Below are 25493 nucleotides of genomic sequence, written 5' to 3' on the forward strand. Positions count from 1 at the left end.
TCATTGTGCAGCCGGCACATATTCCCAAATATCCGTTGAATTATAGGCATTATTCGTACCTACCATATAGACTCGACCATTGATTTCGAAAACAAAATCTGCTGCCGTCGGGAATACCGGATCATTAGGTAGAGATTGTCGCTGTTCAAAACCAAAGGAATCGTTGGCAGTTGCGGGTATACTTAATTCATACCACGCATCGCTGGATAGATCTTCACTTAAGCCCAGGAATACACTAGATCCGATGGGAACGGTTACAATGCCTTGCCCTGAATCTTGCACATCAAAAGAACCACGACGGGCCCAGTTCTCCTGATTCGGGTCAAATTCCCATAAATCATTCAGGTCGAGTCCGGTATATCCGAATCCGGCAAATAAGCGGTCGTTGACCACAAAGGCCACCGCGTTGGTTCTTCCCCGGTTGATAGATTGATTGTTAGCATAAAGAGGTAACACGCCGATAGAATCCCAGGCACCCGCAATGGGGTCATAAGACCAGACATCATCCAGCCATCCATCAATGCATTCGCGGGTCAGATCCCGGCAACCGGTACCGATGTAGCCTTTCCCGTCGAGACTCACTCCGAAAGCATCCTTTCGTAAAATTCCGGGAAAGGGTTGCTCTCGCATCCACATACCGTTTCCCGGATCATAGGACCAAAAATCGGCCTGCATCTGATCTTCGATCTGACCTAAGCCGAAATAGAACTTTCCATTCAATTTAAATGATACGCTCCCCACTCTCGCTAAGGGAGCCATCATTGGTACGGATGATGGCAAGATGGTAGCTCCCTGATCTGTGCCGGGATTAAAAGTCCAGATAGTTTTAAAATCTGCGGCTTCGACAAAGCTGCAGGCCGTTAATCCGCAACCCATCAAAATAATGGCTTCCGCTCCAAAGCTCTCCCCTACCGGATCTTTGAACTCCTGATTATCGATAATGGCAAACTTTCGCCAACCACCGATCGTGGAGAAAATAATGGGCTCGCTGATGATCACCTCTCCGTTTAATACGGCATAAGCCCAAAGGTGATAATCTGTATTAAAATCGAGGCTATCCAGCGTAGCGCTGAACTCACCGTCGCGATCGGTCTGGCCTTTGGATTTGACTTTATCGGGGTCGGTCAATCCCGGAAAGGTTTCGGAAGGACAAAAAACAAAACCGTGATCCTCCAGTGTATCCTCACGATTAATGATCAAGACCGCACTTACTTCGGCCTGATCGTTAGTAATTGCCACTCGATCCGGCAAGAGCTTTATCTGAAAGTCTTCGCCAAAAGATAGGGTTCTGGTTTCACTGTAGACTTCCCGCGAACCAACTTTTACAAATGCGCGGCAGTAGTAGGAAGCAGTAATGAGTAGATCTGTCAGATCAACACTATAGTCCACACCATTTGCTAACGGCATATTTATGGTTTCCTTATTATCCGCCAGCGTCGGTTCCAGATTATCGGTCGACCAGACTAATCCAAATTCGGTCGGCAAATTTTCCGGCGCCAACACGCCATCAATACCGGTTATACCAATTTGAAAGCGTGCAGCATTAATGCCGGTTTTTTCGATAGCTAATAGCTCGGCATTAACAAAATCCAGTTCAGCGAATTCCTGTTCACAAGAAAACAGGAGTTGACCGAGTATCCATATTAACGCGACTCTGTTTATTAGAAAGCAGTTGACCAACGATTTTCTCACTATTCAATAATGATTTTGCGTGCGATGTAATGATTTTGATCCCGAATGAAAAGAACGTAAATACCGGCGGATTGGTTTTCCAAATTAATCCACGTTTTTCGGTTAGCCATTGGGATGGTGAATTCGACGATGGTTGCTCCAACAACATTGATTACCCGGGCCTCCAGCTCTTTCGGCAACACCTCCTGCCATTCCAGTTGGAATATACCTTTTCCCGGATTGGGATATACTGTCAAATTTTGCTCTAGGATATGGAGAGCAGCAGTGGGTACCGCCTGATCAATCCTGACGTCGACTACTTCCACCGTACAGCCGTTAGCATCCTCTACCCGTATAGTATAACTGCCGGCGGCCAGCGCTCCCGAATTGGGCATATTAGTTTGCCGGAAGCCTCCCGGCCAGGACCAGTAGAAGGTATAGGGCGGTACCCCTCCGGTAATTGACACGCTAATGAAACCCAGAGAATCCGTGGTTTCGTGTCGAATAGAATCAATGGCGAAATCCAGGGCGGGCGGTTCCTTCACTTCCCAGGTATCACTGATGAAGCAATTGTTTTCATCGGTGACCGTCAGGTTATATACACCCGGTCCCAGGTTGGAGGGATTCGGCAAATCACCGAGATCAGGCTCCCATTGATACGACAGTGTTCCTGTGCCTCCGCTTGCCTCAACGAGCAGTTTGCCATCAGCGGCTCCAAAACAACTAATCTCGTTCACTTCCGGCCGCAGACTGATTTGCGGGTTCACAAAAACGATTATTTCGTCTTCACCTCGGCAGCCTTTTTCGTCGGTAACGCTGACCCGATAAGTACCGCTGGTGCGGACCTCTATAGTTGATCCGGTGGTGTTATCACTCCAAAAGTAAGTGGTAAAGTCATCAGCTACGGATAAAGGAGAAGATTCCCCAAAGCACAACTCCGTATCGCCAATGATGGAAGGCAGGGGAAGTGGAGAGGCCGTAACGGAAAAGTCCGCTTTCCCGGTACAGCCTTGCTGGTCCGTTACCGTTACCCGGTATGTCCCCGAAGCAGTCACCGGGATCGTCCTGTTTATTGATCCGGTCGACCACTGGTAGCCGGCAAATGCTCCAGCATCCAGCGTAGTGACTCCACCTTCACAAATTTCCTGATCTCCGCTGATTTGGGGTTGCAGTTCTTCATTTTCAACGATGTTGACGGCAGCCGTGCCCACACAACCATCAGCATTGGTAACGGTTACTGAAACTGGTCCCGGAACAGCTCGTTGTATGAAAGGGCCAGTTTCACCCGTAGACCACTGATAGGAGCTGTACTCATCCACACTCAGTACAGTAGAACCGCCCGGACAGATACTGAGCGAGCCGGTAATCATCGGTTCCGGTTTTTCGTACATCGTCACGTGCGCCGAAGCTTCTATTTCGCATCCGTTCTGGTCGACGACAACGACAGAGTAGGTCCCGGAAGTTTTCACGGAAATAGAATTTGTAGTCGTCCCGTTATTCCAAAGGTAAGACTGAAAACCATCTAGGGACAGCTCCGTGCTGTCTCCGGCGCAAATGCTTCGGTTGCCGTCGATGGCTACCGATTGTAAGGGTAGCTGATCAACCTCGAACGTTTGAACTGTCGTACAACTTTCACTATCCGTTACAGTAAAACGATAATTCCCTGCTACGAGACTAGTCCTGATAGAACCGGTGGCACCGTCGTTCCACTTGATAACATATTCGGGTGTGCCGCCGGTAACGGTCACTAAAGCAGCCGTTACTTCATCAGCACATAGTGAAAAGTCCTGCACATCCAGATCGACTAGTAATGGTGTCGATGGTTCGGATAAAGAAAAGGTCTGGATGGATTCACAGCCTGATTGATCAGAGACCGTTACGGTGTAAATCCCGGCAGGAAGATTCGTTCTTTCAGGTCCTTGAATTCCATCACCCCAACTGAAGCTTAGCGCCTCAACATCTTCAGGAGAGAAGAATATGGCACCGGTAGCGTCTCCATTACAAGCAATATTAGTGACTTCCGGGGCAAGATCTACACCTGAAGACAAACAGAGATTGGGAACTTGTCTGATTAATACCCGACGGGCAAGTCCAAATTCCGATACGATCTCAAACACTACCTGCCGGCTCTCGGCTTCGGGATTTTCGGCAATGGTTACTAGTACTTTCCTGGGCCCTTTCCCCTGAATTAGTGGTGCCCCCCCGAGGCCTGTCTGCGCATCGAAAACCTGTAACCAGTCATTTGGTGGAAGGTTAGCGATCTCCCAGCTACCATTTACATCAATATGCGCCTCGAAGGAACCAGCGGTGTAGGGAATAGCCAGCGGATTTATGCTGAATGGTTCGAAGTCTACTTTTACCAAGCTTTCTGGGTTACTGATCTCAAACCCTTCTACCAGACTCACTCCGCCGGCGGTAAAGTTTTTTGGTGATGCAAATATTGAAGTCGTATCATAGATAGGACGAAGCGTATAAATCAAACCATTCTCCTTCAAGAGTCTGAAAGATATTGCTTCCCCTTCCTTGAAACCACATTTTTGGGGAAAGATATCAGGATTCGGGAGAATGGAATCTGGAGAGATAATCTCCTGCTCAAGCAGATCTAATGAAAGCAAATCATATTCACCGGATTGATCTCGGCTCACCGAATAGGGTTGGTACATTACTTCTCCAACATATTGCTTATCAATATAGTCAATATACAATCTATCTTCCGGCTTAATAATTTCCTGATTGAATAATATATTATTTTGGAAAGCAATAGTGTGTTTCTTGGAATCATCGGGATCGCAAAATATAAACAGGTCTTGAAATTCCCAAGATAAAGTAAAGGCCGCACTACCTTCTGATTCTGCCTTATCCAGCACCATGTAGTACGTACCTGGTTTATTGATCAATTCATCGATAAAAAGGCTGTCTTTTCCTCCGCCTGCCGGTAACTCCAAGCGCGCTAGGCAATTTTTTTGTCCACACTGGTAATTGAATAAGAACAGACCCATTGCTGATGCCGATTCCAGATGGATAATATTCGTACCATCGTTAAAAATTATTTCATCTTCTATATTTGAAGCAATTATATTTTCCGGTGAGGATGGAAAATCTAGCTGAAATAATCGATCCTCTCCATCATAGTCAAAATCGTATTTAGAGCAGTGCTGAAAAAAGTCCGATTGATTGACATCAAAATCATTTCCCGCTCCGTCTAATAACCCGTTTATCACTTGTTCTCGCTGAAACAATTCCGGCGTGTCACTACTGCAAGGACCATCCGGAACAGGGATCGTCAGAGTAAAGCTTTCATCGCCACTCGGCGGAGTGAGAATCAATAATTGAAAATATGTGTCACTATGTGCGGCGAAGGTGATTTTCTTTTCTTCTGCATTAGTACTTGCTATACAAGCTTGGTTTCGGTCATTAATACTACAATTATAGACATAGAGATTGGTTCTATTATCGTCACTGATCAACTCTATTGTAGTAGGGGATTCAGTCTCACTGTAATAGGTGAAGATATGGCCCTTGACGCCGGAGGAAAGATCATAATCATCAGCAATACAGTCAATCCCAGCCAGAGAGACTGTAGTTATTTCGGCCGTGCGTTTACTTAATACCGTATTACCGTTAGTGATGAATTCTCCGTTTAGATCACAAGGAGAGGGAAATGCTTTACAGTTCAGACCAAGTCTGAACACTCCCTCATTCGGCGGAAGAGCTCCGATCCAGAATCCCACTATGCCACCATCAATGGCAATCCAGTAAGTGCCGGCTTCCAGTTCTATGAACAACGATCGCTCACTGATGCTTTTGTATTCTCCTTTGGCCAGGCATGATCCCACAATTGGGGTATTGGGTAGAGCCGGTATGTAAGTACTTTCCAGCAATAGTAAATCCAGGCTGGAACCTTCTGAAAGTATGTCGAGCTCAATTTCTACAAATTGCGGTTCCGATAGATCCAGGCGATATAAAGCATCGTTGTATTCGTAGGCCTCGCCCAAAGAAAATTCTATGCATTCCTCATAGTCTTCAATGGTTAGATCATTGGAAAAGCCAACGGTACTCCCTTCCACCGTTTGTCCGCATTGAATAGGAATTGGACCGGTTTCGGCATTTTCCCGGCAATTCCAGTCTATCGAGAGGTCAAAAGTCCCGGAGGTCCCGTCTTTCCCCTCTACCATTACGTAGTAACGGCCTGCTTCGAGCGTTCTTTTGATTTGTTCCCCTACACCTACCGGGTTGGTACTGGCGGCTATCCCAATTGTTTCATCACAGTCCCGCAACAGAATTAACTCGAAATTCTTGGAAGCAGCGAAGTTATCCAGGGTTATCGTCACTTCCTCCGTGTAATAGATATCGAAGTAGTATAGGAGCTCCGGCCCGGTATTATCGCCCCATACCTGATCACCTATCTTAAAGGTGGTGCTATTATTACTACTGAAGGTATTATCCTGCTGGACTAATTTACTGTCACATTCGAGATACTCAACTGAAAAGCAGTCTAATAAATCGTCGGCATTATCAGAATTTGATTTAGCAATGCCAGCCACACTACGGTTTTCAATGATCGGCTGATTTCCAACGGACGAAAATACAGTGGGTAAGAGCGGGTGTGCAGTGGGTAGAAAGACGAGTAAGAATAGGACGAGGTTTAAGCTTATATGCCAGTTCATGATAGTCAGCTATTTAGGCATTAGGGTTTATGTAACTATTTCCAAGATAGTAAAAAATCCTCTGTTACAAGAAATGATTTGGCTGATGCTGTCTGGTCTTAGCTGGAGGGTAGATACAAATTCAAGTATTATTAAGGAGGAAACCCTTTAAAGGAAATCGGGAAACTAACTTCGGAAGTGAATAGTATAGATCATCAAATAATCTAGGTTGAATTTTGAAACTATTTCTTTTATTCAGCGTAATATAATTTCGTTATTAGAGCCTTAAGATTCGATTTAATTAATAAGAATCATTAAAAAACCACAGGAATTCCCAATTCCAGTAATTTAAATGGCTAAAATCCATCGCTCGCCTTCACGCTAGGTTGAATAGATAAAAAGATAAATTTTTATTATCCGGTATTATTGTTGCTAAAGGATATATTTCCCATTAGGAGTTTGAGAACACCAAATGGATATATTTCCCTCTAGTTGCCATAGCCGGATATTGCTAAGAGATGCTTGTCTAAAATTTGGTCTTTGAAGCGAAAAGCGTCAATAATTCGATTAGACGATCGGGTAGGTTAGGAGCTTAGTCTAAGCTAAGTGACCATTCTCACCGTGAAGTATAAGCGAATAAGTAGCCTTGCCCGAAACGGGACCGTACGCTTAGGCTGAATACTAAAACTTAGACAGGCTAAAACTATCCACCAGATAATTTATAGTACTATGAGTATTAAACCCCTTTTGTACTTTGCCTATGCAAATCCTGATGGTGATTTGCAAAATCTATCAATTGAAGCGGAAGCCCATCGTCGCATCGTTAATGAATGTGGAAATAACCCACCTTTTATATTTCGCTCAGAACCTACGTTCAAAAAGGGACATGCCGAAGATATAGTGCAGAAATACGGTCGCACCTTTTCCATATTTCACTTCAGTGGACACGCTGATAAAGATCGACTGAAGCTGGAAGATATCACTTCTTACGTCGAGGGATTTGCCAAGCGACTGAAAGAGGAGCTTACGCATTCTCATCGTATGGTGTGCTGTTTTTTGAATGGTTGTTGTACGGAGTATCATCAGCATGCCCTGTTAAGTGCCGGCGTTCCTATCGTCATTGGAACGCATTATCCGGTCGATGATAAAATAGCATCGGAATTCTCGCAAAAATTTTATGAGCATTTTTTATTCGAACGTACCTCTATCATGGAGGCATTCGAAGCAGCTAAAAATTATCTGTATCAGTATCAGCCCGGAATTCAGATATATCGGGGGATGAAGCCCGCCAAGGAGGATAATATGCCTTGTTGGGGCATATTTTACCAACCGGAGCACGAACCTTTTATCCATTGGAATTTAGACTACAGGCCAAGCCTGAGATCACGTATGCCAAATGATCATGAGATCAATGAATATTTAATGCGTCAGCTGTACCGCAAATTACTAAACCTGGGTATTAAGGGAGTAAAAGAAATCCATAATAGGGTACTGGAAGGTGATGACGAAGACATTGAGCAACTTAATACCGCCATCACCCAGGCCTTTCCGACCATGATTGAAAATGAATTGAGGCGATTACTGGCACCGAGTCGATACGTACGCTCGGAAGAAAGGCTTTTTGATACGATCAGTCAGGAACGCCTGTACCAGATCATGGAGATCTATCAGGTATTCAACGAATTGATGTTTTTTATTATCCTGTCACAATTATGGGAAAGTTGTGAACGGGAAGATAACGAACTGGTATTACCGATTGATAGGAAAGCATCTTCTTCTAATTTGGATTTGATCCAAAAATTTTTTCACACCAAACGAAAAGACCGAAAGTATACCGACTTTATACCGTTGATCCGGGCGGTACGGCAGATTATTGATCAAGTTAGTGTTCCCTACTTTATTCATGAATTACAAAACTTGGTTAGTTTGGTTAACACCGAAAATAACTTCTCCGCTGCATACCGGTTTTTCAGAGACCTACAGGAAAAGCTAGCACAAAGAACGATCAATCTATCGGATGCTCAGCAGGTAGAATATTGGTGTAAAGAAAGCGAAGTCCATCTGGCTCATTATTTATCGGATCTGGCTTTTTGCGCGCAATATGATCTAATCACGGTCAAAGTGATCGAACTGATCATGTACCGCCATATGGATATGCCGATCTTTGACCATAACTACTACAAGAATGCCAACAGCCGGAACAAAGGTCGACGACAGTGGGCTGATTATACCTGTTCCAAGTCAGTATTATTGGTCAATCTCGCCAACTCTCCGAATAATAAAGGCACTAAGGAAGTGATTGAGGACGACAAAAAACGAAAGGTGAACTCGGTGCTTTCGTTGAGTTTTTTCGATCACATCAACCTCAGCCCATTTATTTTGGATATGAATGCTTTTGGTGAAGAAACCAAAGAAAACCTGCTGATCTTCTCTCACTATGATAGTAGTGGGACTTTTCACTATCAGCTTGCTTTTGACCCGTCACGCATCGTATCCTTTGCTCCGGGAAATGAATTATATGATACCATAAACTGCTCTCTGAAACCTTTTCTGGGACTTTTCCTAGATGCCTAATCTTCCACAGTTATGAAAATTAGTCCATTCAAATTTCTGGAGTCCTACCGACCGGAAGATCAGCATCTCTATTTTGGCCGGGAAAAAGAAACAGAAGCGCTTTACCAGCTGGTGCTAAAATCTGATCTAGTGGTACTCTTTGGTAAATCCGGTGTTGGTAAAACCAGCCTGATCCAGTGTGGTCTGGCTAATAAATTTCGACCGGGAGATTGGCTGCCGATCAGTATTCGCAGAGGGGAGGATTACAATCAGGCATTGGATCGAAAACTAAGCGAAATACTAGAAAAGCAGGATCAAAAAGTTGCCGGATCCAGCTTAATGAAAAATATGGCTAAATGGATTCAGGAGGCTGATTTTGCTGATTCATCCACGGTTACGGCTAAAATAGATCATTCAGCTGTCTTAGAGGATGCATTTGAAAAAAATAAGGCTACCAATTTAGTGGTAAGGATCTACAATCGTTATTTGAGGCCGGTGTACCTGGTTTTTGATCAGTTTGAAGAGCTCTTTATCAAAGGAAGCGAAGCAGAGAAGCAAACGTTTATCACTACTCTTGCCGCTCTCGATCGTCTGGAGATCCCCTGTACCATGTTGTTCTCCCTGAGGGAGGAGTATCTCGCATGTTTAACTGATTGTGAAGAGCAGTTACCGCATTTTTTCGATAACCGTTTGAAGATCGAACCCTTACGTCAATCGGAAGTTGTCACTTTGGTAACAGATATGTTTCGCTCCATTCAGGATAAGTGGGCCATGGATTCCCGTAGTACTGTAAATATGGATAACGGAGCATTGCAATTTACCTACGAGTCAAAAACTCCTGAGCGCATTGTAGAAGAAATGACCGCAGATTGGTCCGATACATCGCGCGGAAGCGGCCAGATCGGTCGGACGTTGTACGTAGATCTACCCTCGCTTCAGATCTATCTGGAGAAACTTTACCGACAGGCTGCTTTGCAATTTGATTCCAAAATTGATTTTACTACGGAGCTCGTTACCCAAACATTGCCGTTTCAGAAAGCACTTTCTTTCTTCCTGGATGAAGTTTTGAGCCAAATTGCTGAACATGAAATATTTGATCAGCTACGAGCCTCGGTCGATGTCCGTAAATTGTGGGGAAAGGAAGAGCATCCACAGCGACTCATCCTACACTTTCTAAAGCATTTATTCGTCTCGCCTCGTAACACCAAGCAGCCGGTATCCCGATCGGAAATTATCCGGTTCTCCCATAAAAGCAAATTGTCCCTGGAACAACTTGAATACTGCTTGAAAGCGCTCAAGGATTCTTGGCTGATACGTCCTTTGGAAGAGGAAAGATTTGAGTTGATGCACGATATTCTGGCTGCTAAAATTGCCGGAAAGCGCGCTCGTTCACTGAATCAGACCGCTCGGATCGACGGCAACCCTTATTTGGGTTTGGTGGCTTTTCAAGAAAGAAACGCGCACTTATTTTTCGGTCGAGACCGGGTGATCTTTAGTATAATGGATGTATTGGATCAGCATCCTTTATTGGTCGTGATCGGCGCTTCCGGCAGTGGAAAATCCTCCTTGATCAAAGCTGGTCTTTTCCCCCGGCTTCGGCAAAGTGGTTTTGGGATGATTGAGATCCTGAGACCGGGTCAATACCCTATGCGAGCCCTGAGCCAGGCGGTGCAATCTATGGCAGCACAATCAGAAGATACCATCGGTATGGTTTTACTGATCGATCAGTTTGAAGAATTGGTCACCCGGGCCGTAGATCAGGAGGATATAAACAGCTTTGTGCGCACGCTGCTTGCTTTAATTGAAAACCCCGGCAACATCATCCCGAACTGGCGGGAAGACTTGACCTTCAAATTGATCATTACGGTTCGATCTGACTTTGAACCGCAGTTCCTGCGGACGGATCTGGAAAAATACTGGCAGGCCGGACGGTATGTGGTACCTACGCTTCGTCACAACGAATTATTGGAAATCATCGAAGAACCGGCTCATTTGGGTGCGTTTATTTTTGAACCCGAGGATCTGCCGGACCTCATTGCGGCTGAAGTGGCCGATCGCTCGGCTGCCCTGCCGTTATTATCTCTGGCCCTGCACGTAATGAGTGAACGGGCATTAGCTCAGTATGAGCGCGTCATCAGTAAGGAGATCTACCAGGAAGTTGGTGGCATCTTCGGTGCTTTGCATACGATGGCTGACGAGATCTATCAACAACTCCCGGATCATGCCCATCGCCGCACCATGCGTCAGGTAAGTTTACGGATGGTCTCCATGGAAGGATCCGAATTGGCCAGCCGGCGGGTGCTGCTCCAGGAATTGCATTATCCGTCTGCGGAAGAGAATGAACGGATCCAGTCCGTTTTGTCAGCTTTGGTCAGTGCCCGGCTGATCGTCAGAAACACTGATGCGGATCAGGAGCCTTACATAGAACCGGCACACGATGCTCTGCTCTGGAGTTGGACAACGCTATGGGAGTGGATCCGGAATTTTGGAAAAGAAAATATATTGTTGCGAGAGCGCCTGGCGGTCTCCCTGCTAGAGTGGGAAAACTCTAAGTCAAACGAACTGCTCTGGGAAGGTCACCGCTTACTAAGACTTCAGGAGATATTAGAGCACAAAGATAATTGGCTCAATCAACGGGAGAGTGATTTTGCAAGGACAGCAATTGAGGAGCATAAAGTAGCAGAAAAACGTATCAAGGCAAAGCGGAATTATATATTGATTGGAAGTACAACAATGAGTTTAGTGCTGCTGTTAAGTACCTTTTTTGCGATTGACCAGGCGAATAAAGCAAAAACCAGCGAAATCTCAGCTATCTATAATGCAGAACGGGCTGTCCTTGTTCAAATTCAAGCCGACTCTTTGCGTCTAATGGCTGAGTCGGCGGCTGCAGAAGCAATCCTGCAAAGGGATATAGCCAATGCTTCCAATTTATTAGCTCAGACTTTAGCGGATAGTGCACGACTATTACAAAGAATAGCTCAAATCAACGCAAAACAGGCGTACATATCCGCTGAAGAAGCACAAAAACAAGCGTTGAGAGCTGAAAGAAACGCAACAGAAGCCCTCCTACAAAAAGGAAGTGCACAAGCACAGGCAGATTCCCTAGCGAGGGTGCGGGACTCTTTATATCTCGTTTTCCAGCAACTTTCAGAATCGGAAGAATTAAATATGAATTTGGCAAATTTTGCTATGAACAGATCTGACAGTCTGATTAGTGTAGCTCGACGGATCGATAACCTCAATAGTCATTTACTCAATGTTACCGGTGCCATACTGGTACCGTACGAAACTAAAGGAAGTATTTTTTCTCATCCTCCGGCTAGACAATATCATAAGCAACTGAAACAGATGGAACCAGGGCGTACGTTCTCCGCTACCTGGCCGCCCTCCCGACAAATTACCATTGGCGCAGTTGGTAGATTTTACCAAGGTAAATTTCAACGGGATACTACTTTACAGGAACTGGGTATCCCTTTTAACGTAACCATCGATAGTGTAGAAAGTATCAGCTATACTTCCAATTGTAACGTTTTAACCAAACTGCCGGGAATTCAGGATAAAAAATTCAAAGCAGTGCCTAACGGTCAATCCGGCTTAAAATTAGAATTGAAAAGCCGCGGTATCTATATGGACTTCCAGGAAATGACCCGTTACCGCATCGAGGATCTGCATATCGTAGCTGCTTATGTCTTACAGTTGTACGATCAAGGAATATGGCGCCCCAACTGGCTGATCGTTCACGATGTATATCATACTTCCGACGGCACCATCGTGGTCGGCTATAGCTGGAATAGAGGTTTTGTCGAATTTGGAATTGAAGAAAATTACGACGTGGACTCTACTCTTACGAGATCTCTCGTGCCATTAGATTCGGCTAAAACCCACATAATCCTGTCTAACCAAACACTAACTCCCTTCTTCCAAGCAGTCGGTTTACGGCAGGATTTTAAGAAGAAATAAATATCAGTCATTTATTAACCTACAAATTATAGTACTATGACAAGTGCAATGAAAACTTACCTCCATCACATGAACAAGAAGTTCGGTTACCGCGCCACCTGGGAACCCAGTCGCCCCATGATCGTCGGCCGCTACGGAAAAATCCGTAGGGGAGTATTTGATGTTCACGGATCATTGGAAGATTTTGATATCAGACTGGAGATTTCTGAAAAGCGAACAAGCAATGATTTAGAGTACGTCAGCGAAGGTAGTACCCAGATTTCTACCAAACTGGGCGGGTCGGCTGGTGAGGCTTTCGACGCACTAACCGATGCGGAGGCCGGTATTGCTGTGGATTTCTCTGGCGAGAACGCTATTGTCTTCAAAGCGAACGGTATTACGCACCACATCGTCACGAACAAAGGAGAAATTGAGCGCCGCGTAATGGAACTATTTCAGCAGGGGAGGTGGCAAAAAGATTATGTTATTGTTTCGGAAGTATTAGCCGCAGATGCTGCAACTATTCTGATTACTAATAGCAAGGATGCCAAAATTGAATTAAAGGCAAAAAGTGATGTTAAGGCTGGAGAATTGGATATTGCTAATGCAGGCCTGAATTTGGAAGTAGTGCGCAATAGAGGGGTTGGAATGAAACTTATCGCTCAAAGTGGGATCACTCCACTGTACAAATTAGTGAAGCTGAAAAGTAAGCTTTTTGGTGGAATGGGGCTCGATACCAAGACTATTGATCTTGGGAATGGAAATGGGAATAGTATTGAATGGGCAGAAGTTCCCTACGAGGAAGAAGAACTGGTGACCGATTAATGTAACGGATCACCGCTAAACCTGAGCGTTGAAGTCGGCCGAGCTTATCTCCGTCTAGCTTCAACGCTCATATCAGAGACACTAAATCTTTTTAGCTATTCATTTTCAACATCTTATTATGGCTACGCTATACGCTCTACTGGTCAGTATCGATAAATATCCGATACCCCGGCATCGACTCAGGGGCTGCTCGAATGACCGGGCAGAAATGAATGGATTCCTGAAAAGATATGCCAAGGCTCAGGGGATGAGCTATAAAGGAAAAATGCTCAGCAACAAAACGGCAAAACGGCAGGATATTATCGACGGATTTCAGCACTTCAAAGCCGCTACATCCGGTGACTGTTGCTTGTTTTACTATTCCGGGCATGGCTCTCAGGCCAAAGCCCCTCAGGAATTTTGGAATAATCCAACCGGTTTGAATGAAAGTATTGTGTGTTATGATAGCCGGTTGGCTGACGGTAGAGACCTCATGGACAAAGAATTGGCCTATCTGATCTGGGAAGCCACCCAAAATAAGGGTATCCACTTTGTATCCATCATGGATTGCTGTCATTCCGGGTCCGCAACCCGAACCTTAGTCAAAGAACGCTACCGGTCGGTGGAAGCCAATAACAAGTCCGTTGAGCTGGAAGACTATTATGGCTATTCGACCTATTTCAAAGATCATTTGACGCCCCCTGGTGGCCGACATGTGCATTTGGCTGCATCTGCTGATTACGAACTGGCCAAAGAAAAATACCTGGACCATTCCGACCGCGGGGTATTCACTTATTGCCTGTTACAGGTATTGCAACAGGGAGGTACTTTTCAATCTTACGAGGAATTGATGCACCGAACGCGAATTAAAGTCACCGGAACTACTACCCAGCAACATCCTCAACTGGAACTGGTAGGAACGAATGGGAGTACCGGCTTCCTGGGAAGGAAAACCACAAAAGGACTCTCTTATTTGATTAGTTATGACCGACCAACGAACCGCTGGCTGTTACAAGCCGGGGCCGTCCAGAATATCGTTCCTTCTCAACCTGATTTTTCTACTACACTTGCGCTGGAAGACGGCACTGTCGTTACGGTGGTGCGCGTACATGCTCATCAGTCCGAAGTAAGCGGGATGGAAGGTAAAGATCCTGATCAACAGTATGCGGCTCAACTTCAGCGCAATGCTACTCCCCCCCTATCTATTGGGATTGATCCAAATCTACCCCAGAATTTAAAAGATGTTTTGACCCAAAATCTGGAAGACTATCCTACCATAATGGTCCACGAAGATCTACTATCACCCAAATACCTGGTGCAGTACTGGAAAGATGCATTGGTATTAGTGAGGCCGGGAGAAAAAATACCTGTTTTTAAACGGGTACCGGTCAGGAAAACTGATCAGGAAGATACAGATGTTTTTTTGCAACGTGTAGCAGCGGTAGCCCAGTGGGAAGGTTTACTGCTCCATTATAATCCAAATTCGGCCATTCATCAAGATGATATTCGTATCGAGATCAGCTTGGAGAGTTGTGATGGACAGTCCAAAGCGGAAGTTGTAACAGATCCCACTGTGCCGGTAATCCTACCCTATTGCCGCCAAACGGGTGAATGGCAAAAACCTAAATTCCGGTTGCGTATCGTCAATGAAAATCCATATGCTAACTATTGGGTAAGCGCAGTATACCTGTCCAGCACCTTCGGTATAGATAACCAGTATTTGCGGAAACAGCGCTTGCCTGCCAGACAAGAGGTTTGGATGACCTATTTGGAAAATGGACAATTTAAAATGCAATTTGAAGCCTTTGTCAATTCTGCTTACCTAAAATGGGGAATTAACCGGATTTCGGATTATATCAAAATATTCGTCAGTACAGATGAGGCGCTTGATACAGACTCCTTTTTACAAGAAGATTTAGATCTGGATTTTGGACCAGCTAGGGGGATACATAAAGCTATTGGTAAACCTTCGCAAGCAAACGATACCTCAGGCTGGATGGTCCGGGATGTCGAACTTGCAATTCAGGGACCGGATTGGGAAGTCCCCGTTACGGATCATCAATTCAATCATTTACCGGGATTATCCATTAAAGGATCTGAAAAATTAATAGCCAAAGCCAGTCTGACTGACTACCGATCCGCAGAGACGGCTTTTCAACAGGCAATCCCTAATTGCTTGACCGAGCATAAAGACCGGCCGGTACCGATCTCACCCGGTCTGATCCAATCCAATGGATTGCATGTCCTCGAGTTGTATCACTTGAATGATCGAAATCTTGTCAATACCGAAAATCCCATCCAGGTAAAACTCAATCGGGCAGATGAACAATCTGTGATATTGCCATTTGGTTATGATCGGGCAAATGGAGCGTTTTACAGAGTAGGATATTCCAACGGTAGTGGAATGGTACTACTGGAAAGTCTTCCTACAGCAACGCCTACAGAAAAAAGAAAAAGTAAGGACGGCTCCATCAAAGTGTTTTTTCAGCAAATAGATAAGGAGCTGGATTTAAGGAGTCGCACTTCGCTGGCTGATGCTAAGCTTGTTTAACTTTTCAAGTTTAAATAACTTGCAGAAGGCGTCGTTTCGGTCTTTGAAAAGGTTGTTTTCTAACAATAAAGTGTGAAGATTTGTCAGATTGGTCATTTCATCCGAAATGCCGCTCAGGTTATTGTAAGTCAAATCCAGGGTTTGGAGTTGTTCAAGCTGGTAGATGCTTTCCGGCACTTCCCTGAATTCATTGAAACCTAAAAACAAATGCTTTAGATCATCCAGTTCTTCTATCGCTCCCGGTAGCTGATCTAGGCTGTTGTCGCTCAGGTCTAAAGTTTGTAAAGCCTTCAGTTGACCAATGGCTTCCGATATGGCATTGGCTTCCAGCAGATTGTGGTGAAGGATCAAAGTTTCCAATTTTTGGAGCTTAGCGATGGCTTCCGGTAATTTTTTTAGTTCATTATTGCTCAGGTCTAATACTTCAAGTTCTTTCAATTGACTGATCGTTTCGGGAATAACAGTTAAGCCTATTCCTGACAATAACAATATTTTTAGTGATTTATAATCCAATACCTTATTGATATCTAGGTCTTTGTCCGCTCCTCTCAAATCCAAAGCTATCGTATTGGTATCTAGAGCGGCCATGTTATTGACTATTTTATAACGGCGTTCCGGATTATCCAAAAAATAGATACTGTCGGCGTTGGCTGTCAAAGCTACTCCCATGGACGGACTGAGTTCATGGGATACCTTCAACTGGTTTAATTCTGATGCTTTAGTTGCAATCGTTTTTTGCGCTTGCTCATACTTTTTTTCAGTAACGTTTAACTTTTTTTGCATCTGCTTTACTGCCTTATCCTTGCTGTTTCGTACACTATCCATAATTTCACCCGTCTCCCGGATCAATAAATCAACAGTTTCCAGTTTTTTTGTTTTCTCCTCCCTTTGAGCTTCATTTCCTGCAGTTCTATTTTCGTATACCTTCCTAGCTTTTAAATAGTTGTCTAAAGCTTTGTTGTATTTTCCATTTTTCCTGGAATCATTGGCCTCTTCTATATAATTTTTATAAGAACTACTCTGGGCCACCAGGTCAATTTGAACGAGCAGCGCAAACAAAATCAGGGGGTAAAATTTGAAAGGCATAGTTGATAGCTTAAATGGATTGTAAATTGTTGAGCAAGTGAGCCTTAACTGGACTCCTAACTGCTTCCACCTGAAGAAGCGGACTAATCTATTGTGACCGAGCTTAGACTCAGTCATTATCAAGACCTACTTTTTTATTGGAAATCAGAGGGGATGACGGGAAATTTTACAGGCAGTAATTGAGGCTAAAGCATAATTCCAACGCTCTAACTAAATAGTTTATTCAAATATAAGGAATTTTACCAATAATTTCCACCATGGGAATATGGCGTAGGAAAGATCAGTGGTTCCCAATCTAACTTTTATGGAGCAGTTATTTAGAAAGCCAATCTTATATTACCATTTTTATTTATTCTTTTCTTGCTTTAAATTTACAATCTTTAGGTAGCTGTTGGTACTCAGCCTTTTCCGGAGCCAGCGTTTTAGCTACCTTCCATCGGTCATCTATTACTACACTGTCATGAATCCCTTCCAGGCAATAATCAACGACAAATTGGTAGGCAGTCTCCGCTTCTATAGCGTTCTTGCGGGCCTGCTTCTCGTATAGTGTTTTCAAATTTATATTATCCGGAGCTTTCGCAGCAGCTTTTCCGATCAGTTTAAGTGCCTTATCCCACCCTAGCTTATCGCTTTCTTCCCAATTCCTGGCTGATAAACTATCCGCTTCTAAAATCCATTCATTAATTTCTTGGTAATCGTGCAGTAGCTCATTTAAACGCTTCTTTTGAATGGTATTCAGGTTTTTGGCAGTATTTACCTTAAGATCTTCTAACGTTTTTACCGCAGCACCAAACTCAAGGTTAAGCGCATAGCTTTCTGCCGACTTTATTTGATATTGAAAATTGGTACTGGTAAGGTCTGTATTGAGATTGAAAGCATATACCATAAAGGAAAAAGCCATAAGGCCCAATAGGCCGGCCAGAATTGATAAATTTCTTCGCCGTCGACTGGTTTTGCGTTCAATTTCCAGTTTAATATCTAATTCCCGTTGCCGCTTTCTTTCTTCCTGAATCCTGCGTTGCTCTTCTTGTTTCTTTACTTCTGCTAATTTGCTTTTCTCTACGAAATCTGCCAATTCTGGCTTCAGTTCCATTTTGGATAAATCATCTTCGTATTCTCTGAGAAACTTAGCATTTAGGAAATGATCGGTTTTATGTAGAGTTTCGATTTCCTGTCGAATAAGATTAAATCGCTTTTCTTCTTTCGAACGATTATCGTCAATAAGCTTGGCCAAACTGTCGTGCGCTAATTCAAAGCTTTGATCCCGCCTGCGTAAGATCCGGTCTTCTTCTAGTAGCAGGATACATGTTTGCAATATTTGGGGCGCAATCTCCGGATCGCTGATAAGTTTAAGGACCAACTGCTGGCCTCCCTGCTCGAAATAAACCGGTTGCTTCGTGCCTTCCTTTGTTACAAATTTATCTAATATTCGACGGACTATATCCTCTTTTAAGTTAGCTTCCGGATATTGTTGATCTAAATACTGATAAATCTCTTTTTCCTTGGCCAGTAGAAATCGCTGTAATACCCCGTCGATGTTACCCAACATTTCGATTTGTTGTTGGGTGAAAGTCAATTTTGGAAGCTCCTTGGCGGTCACGGCCACATCGTCTTTCTGTTGTTCATAAGCGTCGCTCCATAGCATATCCATATAGACCTGGAGGTAGGTCAGCTGAATGGTTTTCTGCTTTCCTTTGAGATTACCGATCATTTCTTCGATCCGATCCTCCGAAGGAGACTCTAAGGTAATTTTGAAAGTATCAAAAGAAGATTTTAGGATTTGATGGATACGCAGGTAATTCATTACCTCTACCCTAAACTTAAAATCAAAAAGGTGAGGTAGGTATTGTTCCAATTCGTAAAGCTCACCCAAAAACTCCTCCCGGATGATGAAGATAACTTTACAGGGTAAATCCTGAGTGAGTAACAGCTGTATGTCTTGGGCAAACTGTTGCTGTTCTGTCTGATCACCTAGAATAAACAACTCTTCAAACTGATCAAAGATCAAATAGATTGGACTCAAATATTCATCGTAAATCTCTTCGACTAGTGTTTCTAAGGGCAATCGAGGTTCCAGTGTAGCATCCATTACCTGCTCCAACTCTTGGCGTAGGCTGAGGTTTATATTTTCTCCCCGTCGGATATGGAAAGGAAACCACTGCGGCCCGTCAAACTGACTGGCTAATCCACATTTAATCAGACTGGTTTTACCGGTTCCGCTAAAACCGTAAACCAGCAATAAATTGGATTGATGGGCCAGCTGATAGAGTGCGCTGATCTCCTTGTCAAATCCGAAGAATACCGCTCTATCTTTTAATTCGAAGGAATCGAGAAACTTGAATGGGCTTTTCATGAGGCAGCAGATTGGATGAGGGTTCTGAATTTATTGAATTGTAAGCGCACAGCTTCTACCGCAAAGGGCTCTTCCCGCTCAAGTTCAAATTCGGTTACCGACAATAACTGTCCGTCGAGATCATAGATATGCTTGTACGTATACGTTTTTCCGCTTGACTCAAAGTGGTCGAAGCAATGCAACTTCACCCGGTCCTTCTTTGATAAGTAAGCATTTTCATCAATAACAAAAGGTGCCAGATTCAGATAATTGTCCAGGATATCGGATTTCTGCTTTCTTTCTAATAAGACGGACTCTCTGGGGAAAAAATGTTCTAGAGTTTTATCATCACTGGCTATACCTTCCCTATTCCGGAAAGTTAGTTTACTAATGTTATGTAGGTATTTCGCGGGATTGGCATGACGGTTATACAGCACACTGATATTGCGCACGTAAAACATGCTGTAGTTCGCTAAAAAACTGAGATGATTCAATACACATGCCAACATGGCTTCGGCTTCTCCACAGGATTGAGCTGTTTCCAGACTATCGAGTTCGTGTAAATCTCGTTGCCTCATTTTTTCTAAACCTTCAAAAGCATCTTGAAAGTCCGCCTGATTATAAAGGATAAATTCAGCTAACTCCGGAATGAAAAGAGGCATGTCATGCTGCTCTAATATTTCCCCGACCATCTGTAAGGTAGGAAAGTAGATATCCAGTAAACTGCTCTTATTGGGTTTGGATAGGAATCGATTTACCGTTTCATATTGTCCTTTGTGGATCTGGATCTTGGATTCAGTTTGGATAAGCAGATCAAAAAGTTGGGCCAGCATGGTGAAAGCGGGTAGCTCCATAGCCGTTTGGTAAGTCAGTAGCAACTGCCTTAAACGATTGGTAGAAGGTTTGTCGTAGAAAACCTGATGAATATCTCTGTTTTCGCTTTTACAAAATAATTTTTCTACTTGTACACTAATGGGGGCCGGAAGACATTTAATAATGATATTCCTCCGTGTTATTTTCTTCTTTTTTTCTGAATATTCAATGAAGTTACTGTTCCGAAAATCGTTAATCTTTTTTAACTTTTTGTAAGATTTATGATCAAAAGCTGCGAAAGCTTCCGGCAATTTTTCCAACAATAGTTCGTTGGGTGCAAGCTGATTTTCAATCTCTATGCGGGTACTGGGCAATTTCCATCTGGAACGACTCTTTTTTTCGGCAGGAAAAAATAGTGCCCAGAAATTTTCACTCTGGATTTCATCTTTGGCAGGTGATATGCCCCTTACCTCACCCTTATCCGATTGATTTGCTGCAATCATTCCCCATTTGAAGGCTTCTTCCAATGGACAATACTGCCGGCTCAATGCACGCCAGAATGCTATGGCGAAATCTTTGGCAGAAGAATCGTCAATGGCGACATTAGTAGCAATAACTGCCGGTTTACTGGGTAATTGCAGTAATCGGTCAACTTGCCCGGCAGTTGAACAACCATTTAAGATCACTAACTGCAGATTGGGGCATTTCCCTAATAGATCTGCAATACTCTCACCGTGAATAGTTTTCTCGTCAATTAACAGGGTATTCTGATCGGCATGGCCGCTGTAATGGAAAACCAGTAACTCTTCCCTAAAATTCGCGATGCGTTTTACTATTTTACTGTAAGCGACTGAACTGGCTAGTTGCACCTCATAGTGCTTCCTCTTTACACCTTCCGAAAGCAGATCTTCTATTTCTTCGTGCTCCTCCTTGAGGTTCGGTAATGGGCGGCTTTCATCATTGGCTGAAGCTAGTAATATAAGCGGCATGGTTCAGGGTTTATCTACGGTTATTAATAGTGGATATTAAATTGTAATATTTAACTAGCAAAAGGGGAGCACAAAGACTTAGATAGAACGTATAAAAATCAAGTCTCTGTCCGACAAATTATCAGACAGTAGTTGTCAATGCTAGATTTAGCAGGCGTAGGAATTAAGATGAGTGCTCTATCTTTTATTGAAGCGCAGCACCCAGTACAACTCCTCCAAATATTGAATGAAAAAGGAGATAAAGGAAGAAATCTGCGGGAACGGGATAGGCAGTTATCTCAAAGTATGTTAGGTGGATTATACGAAGAATAGTAGTATTTAGTTTCATGAAGAATAAAAAATTATGCAAGACTCTTATCAAGCATGAGTCATTCAACACCCACACCCCTCCCCCAACACCTCCGTCCGATAACTATAATCACTATTCGGATTCAAAAACTCCAGGCGGCGTCGGGTTTTCTGGTAGATATAGGAGCTAAAGAGATCCGTTCCGCAATGCCGTAGGATGCGCACCGCCGGGTCCTCACTTTCGGAAATATTCAGTCGGGCCCGGAAGAAAGTGCCCTGTTGACAAGAGACCTTTTCAAAACCTTCCGTGTACAGAATGTTGAAATACTCGTAAGCTTGCCCCTCAAAAGATACCGCTTGAAAGAAATGGCATTTATCCCTATCCCGGATCAATTGCAGTACACCGCTCAGGTCGTATACTTCGCTTCGACCATCGGCAAACAGCAGTCGGGCCCGTTCCTGGGTTAATGCTTCAAAATAGACCAGTTCGTTGATGTCGATGGTAGCGGTCGCCTCCCCTACCCTCTCGGCCTGCTGTAATGACGAGTCTATAGCATGGGGACTTAAACCCTGCAGGATCATCGTATCGAGCCGGTCCATGACCTGTTCCTCGTGATCTTGCAGGAGGATGGATTTTTCTTCTTCCAGGGCGATCAGCAGATTGCAAACTGTGCCTGCCTCTATGGCTTCCGGTGCCGGTTGCTGGAACTGGCTTTGGTAGCCATTGAACCAGTCCTTTAACCGGCCGTCTAAATTAAAGAGCTTTACTACTCCCAATAGGACAATCAAACCCAATAAAGTGATCCACTTCGATGACCTGCCTTTCGATGTGGTTTTGCGCTGATTGATCTGGGTGGGTACCGCTACTTCTCTTTTGCCAAATTGTAGATTGGAAATTTTACTAAAAACGCTTTTGTACTGATGTTCAGAGCTTTTTTTCCCTTCCATGTATCCTGAAATTTTACTGGTTTTAGGTGGAGCCTTCGGGCCTGTTGATCAAAAGATTTTTTGGACCTAGTGCTAAACCAAATTTGCTGGATATTGGAGGATTAGTCAAATTGACGCTCTTGCTTTTGAGTCGGTATGCGTTTTCGCGAACATTATTTGGGTTTAGGGTGGAATTGGTGTTGATTTCAGGTAATTATTTGGATTCGGTAGGTATGTCTGATACTGTTTGAAGATATCTAGGGCAGATTGAATGGTGTTCTTCATACTTCCTGCGACTTCTTTCTAAAGTTCAAATGAGCAATTTGGTCCGCTGTAATTGGTGCCACCCAATAGAAGAGCGGTACCGACCTAACTCGATACCGCTCCAGAGTTTATATCCAGCCAATTAGCTTTAGCTCAAAATTTGGAAAGCCCCATGTTGGGAAATAGCTAGATCGTCTTATAAGTTTAATGTCCGGTCCACGTAGGCCCGGACTATTTGGCTATCTATTGTTGATAATTAACTTCTTGGTCACTTGCTTGCCATCGGATGTTATGGTCACAAAGTAAACCCCACTTTTAAAGCGCTGATCTAGCAGGTCTATTCTAAAGTCAGCGGTATCTGCTGATCGTACTTTTTCAGTCCAGACTATTTGGCCCAGTTCATTTACAATTCTTATGACCATACCCGGCTGCGCTTTGAAAAGCCGAATATTGAATGTTGTACTTGCAGGATTCGGAAATACCTGTAAGTCACTTTTGCTTATTTGAGTATTTCCCGAAACTAAGCTGTTGCTTGGTGTAGGTGGTCCTTCCGGCGTACTCCCAAGGTTTGAGGTTTTCCCATTTGAATTTCTGGTGGTCTTCCCGGCCTGAACTTTTAAATTACCTCCGGCCAACGTTTGCATTACGGTTTCCACGCCGTTCCACTTACTGGAATACCATAGACTTCCTTTGTTAGAGTAAAGATCCATACCGATCAGGTCGGTATTGCCTGGTTCCCCATTATCCGTCATTTCGATTTTAAATATCAGATTACCCGCCACAGTAACCGGATTATCAGGATCAGTAACATCCTGTACATTCGCTTTTCCGTAAAACAAGGCATATCCGGTTATCGGGTCAATGGAAAGGGAGCTCATTTTGTTGCCTTTTATCTGATAAGTGTGCAAGACACCATCTTGTTCCATTCGCCTGGTCAAAACTCTTACCCGACCCTGCAGTTTGGTGCCGGCGGGATTGAATTTGATGTTAAATCCGAAATTTGATCTAGTCCCCGGACTTCCCTTCAAAATGCCTTCTGAGTCAGAGGAGAGTACGATGTAGCCCCCGCCAGTTACAAAATCGTTTTGAGGTTGGTATACCGTTATGACTACATCATCTTCGGAGTTGTTACCGGTGTAATAGTTAAGTACCTGGATGCCTACCGAAAAGTCTTCCGCATCAGCATTGCCAATGTCTACATTCCAGTTATAAAGTACCGTACCCGTAGTGGCATTGAGGGCGGAAACAGAGAGCGGAACGGGGTTGATCGGTTGTCCGTTATCCCGGTTGATAAAATTAACTTTTGCGTTTACGATCTGCCCCGGGTATCCGTCAGTGGCTGGATCTGCCGGTACCGCACTGATGTCCCGGATAGTCGCGGACAAAAGTACTGTCGCTTCGGTTGAATTATTACCTGCCGTGGATACAAATAAGGAACCGGTGAAGTCCGCTCGGGCATTTTCCTGTAATACCGTAAAATTATCGGCATCTTCATCACCCAGGTAAACGTCGTCTCCTTCGAAGCTGGCTCTTACAATGTAATTATTGCCAAGCACGGAAGGTGGCTGGGTTACGACTAGGATACTGCTGGCCTTCCCGGTTCCGTCCGTCAAAGCACTAACCGTTTGATTACCCAGCGTAAATACAATCAATTTATTGCTGATCGGCAGACCCGAGAGTTCATCTTTTAAATTGGCCTCCAGTTGAACGGGATCTGAGTATTGAACTTCCAGCTCTCCCTGGTAGGTCAGTATTGTCGGTCGCTTCAAAATTGTTACCGTAGCGGTGCAGGAAGCGCTGTTGTCATTGTTATCGATCACGGTAAGATCGATCGAATTGGGACCAAGGTCTGCGCTGGTGAAATTAAGAGGGGTAGCTCTTAGGGTAATACCACAAGCGTCAAAGCTTCCTCCATCGATCTCTGATGGTGTGATGGAAGCCGTTCCATTGGGGTCTAAGTATACGTCTATATCCTTACACACCGCTTGCGGTGCGATCTTATCTTCTACGGTTACGGTAGCCGAACAGCTTGCGGAATTATCGTTGTTGTCGGTTACAGTAAGCACAACGGGATTACTGCCTACATCGGCGCAACCGAAGCTCAGCCGGTCCAGGGCCAGTTCAGCGATTCCACAGGCGTCGCTGGACCCGTTGTCGATCTGGGCCGGAGTAATGAATGCGTTACCGGCTGCGTCGAGGGATACGGTGATATCCTGACAGACAGTTTGTGGTACGATCTTATCCTCTACGGTTACATTAGCCGAACAGCTTGCGGAATTATCGTTGTTGTCGGTTACGGTGAGCACGACGGGATTACTACCTACATCGGCACAACCGAAACTCAGTCGGTCCAGGACCAGCTCAGCGATTCCACAGGCGTCGCTGGAACCGTTGTCGATCTGGGCGGGAGTGATGGAGGCATTGCCGGCTGCGTCGAGGGAAATGGTGATATCCTGACAGACAGTTTGTGGTACGATCTTATCTTCTACGGTTACAGTAGCCGAACAGGTCGCGGAATTATCGTTATTGTCGGTTACGGTGAGCACAACGGGATTACTACCTACATCGGCACAACCGAAACTCAGTCGGTCCAGGGCCAGCTCAGCGATTCCACAGGCGTCGCTGGAACC

General features: G+C 44.3%; 11 protein-coding genes. 4 read left to right on the forward strand and 7 right to left on the reverse strand.

The genetic code is table 11. From position 1 onward, the window contains the following. Together CRP01_RS34400 and CRP01_RS34405 are read right to left on the reverse strand one after the other, a co-directional pair. The gene (locus tag CRP01_RS34400; RefSeq protein WP_143473665.1) at window positions 1-1692 is read right to left on the reverse strand and encodes a Kelch repeat-containing protein; all 1692 of its coding nucleotides are present in this window, start codon (window positions 1690-1692) and stop codon (window positions 1-3) included. After that, a complete protein-coding gene (locus CRP01_RS34405) occupies window positions 1692-6338 on the reverse strand; it encodes a T9SS type A sorting domain-containing protein (RefSeq protein ID WP_099154628.1) in 4647 nt (1548 codons plus the stop codon). The genes CRP01_RS34400 and CRP01_RS34405 overlap by 1 nt, the downstream gene beginning before the upstream one ends. A 708-nt stretch (window positions 6339-7046) precedes the next feature. Between CRP01_RS34405 and CRP01_RS34410 the strand changes: the two genes are divergently transcribed. The 4 genes from CRP01_RS34410 (at window position 7047) to CRP01_RS34425 (ending at window position 16164) form a co-directional block, all read left to right on the forward strand. Then, a complete protein-coding gene (locus tag CRP01_RS34410) occupies window positions 7047-8891 on the forward strand; it encodes a CHAT domain-containing protein (protein ID WP_143473666.1) in 1845 nt (614 codons plus the stop codon). A 12-nt stretch (window positions 8892-8903) separates the two neighbouring features. Beyond that, window positions 8904-12830, forward strand: coding sequence for an nSTAND1 domain-containing NTPase (locus tag CRP01_RS34415; protein ID WP_099154630.1), 3927 nt, complete (start codon window positions 8904-8906; stop codon window positions 12828-12830). A 36-nt stretch (window positions 12831-12866) separates the two neighbouring features. Beyond that, window positions 12867-13634: a hypothetical protein gene (locus CRP01_RS34420; RefSeq protein WP_099154631.1), complete on the forward strand. Its 768-nt coding sequence runs from the start codon at window positions 12867-12869 to the stop codon at window positions 13632-13634. 118 nt (window positions 13635-13752) lie between these two features. Beyond that, window positions 13753-16164, forward strand: coding sequence for a caspase family protein (locus CRP01_RS34425; protein WP_099154632.1), 2412 nt, complete (start codon window positions 13753-13755; stop codon window positions 16162-16164). Here CRP01_RS34425 and CRP01_RS34430 read toward each other — a convergent pair. From CRP01_RS34430 to CRP01_RS34450, 5 genes are all read right to left on the reverse strand, one after another. Further along, complete coding sequence (locus tag CRP01_RS34430; RefSeq protein WP_170110666.1) at window positions 16123-17250, reverse strand: leucine-rich repeat domain-containing protein; 1128 nt, start codon at window positions 17248-17250, stop codon at window positions 16123-16125. The genes CRP01_RS34425 and CRP01_RS34430 overlap by 42 nt on opposite strands. Before the next feature lie 349 nt (window positions 17251-17599). Next, window positions 17600-19603 (reverse strand): nSTAND1 domain-containing NTPase, encoded by a 2004-nt coding sequence (locus CRP01_RS34435; protein WP_099154634.1) that lies wholly within the window; start codon window positions 19601-19603, stop codon window positions 17600-17602. Next, window positions 19600-21384, reverse strand: coding sequence for a CHAT domain-containing protein (locus CRP01_RS34440; RefSeq protein ID WP_099154635.1), 1785 nt, complete (start codon window positions 21382-21384; stop codon window positions 19600-19602). The genes CRP01_RS34435 and CRP01_RS34440 overlap by 4 nt, the downstream gene beginning before the upstream one ends. Before the next feature lie 372 nt (window positions 21385-21756). Then, window positions 21757-22620, reverse strand: a complete 864-nt coding sequence (locus tag CRP01_RS34445) for a hypothetical protein (RefSeq protein WP_099154636.1) — start codon at window positions 22618-22620, stop codon at window positions 21757-21759. A 482-nt stretch (window positions 22621-23102) separates the two neighbouring features. Next, on the reverse strand, window positions 23103-25493 hold a 2391-nt coding region (locus tag CRP01_RS34450), incomplete at its 5' end, for a T9SS type A sorting domain-containing protein (RefSeq protein WP_143473668.1).

Source organism: Flavilitoribacter nigricans DSM 23189 = NBRC 102662 (assembly GCF_002646595.1).
GTDB classification, from domain to species: Bacteria; Bacteroidota; Bacteroidia; order Chitinophagales; family Saprospiraceae; genus Flavilitoribacter; species Flavilitoribacter nigricans.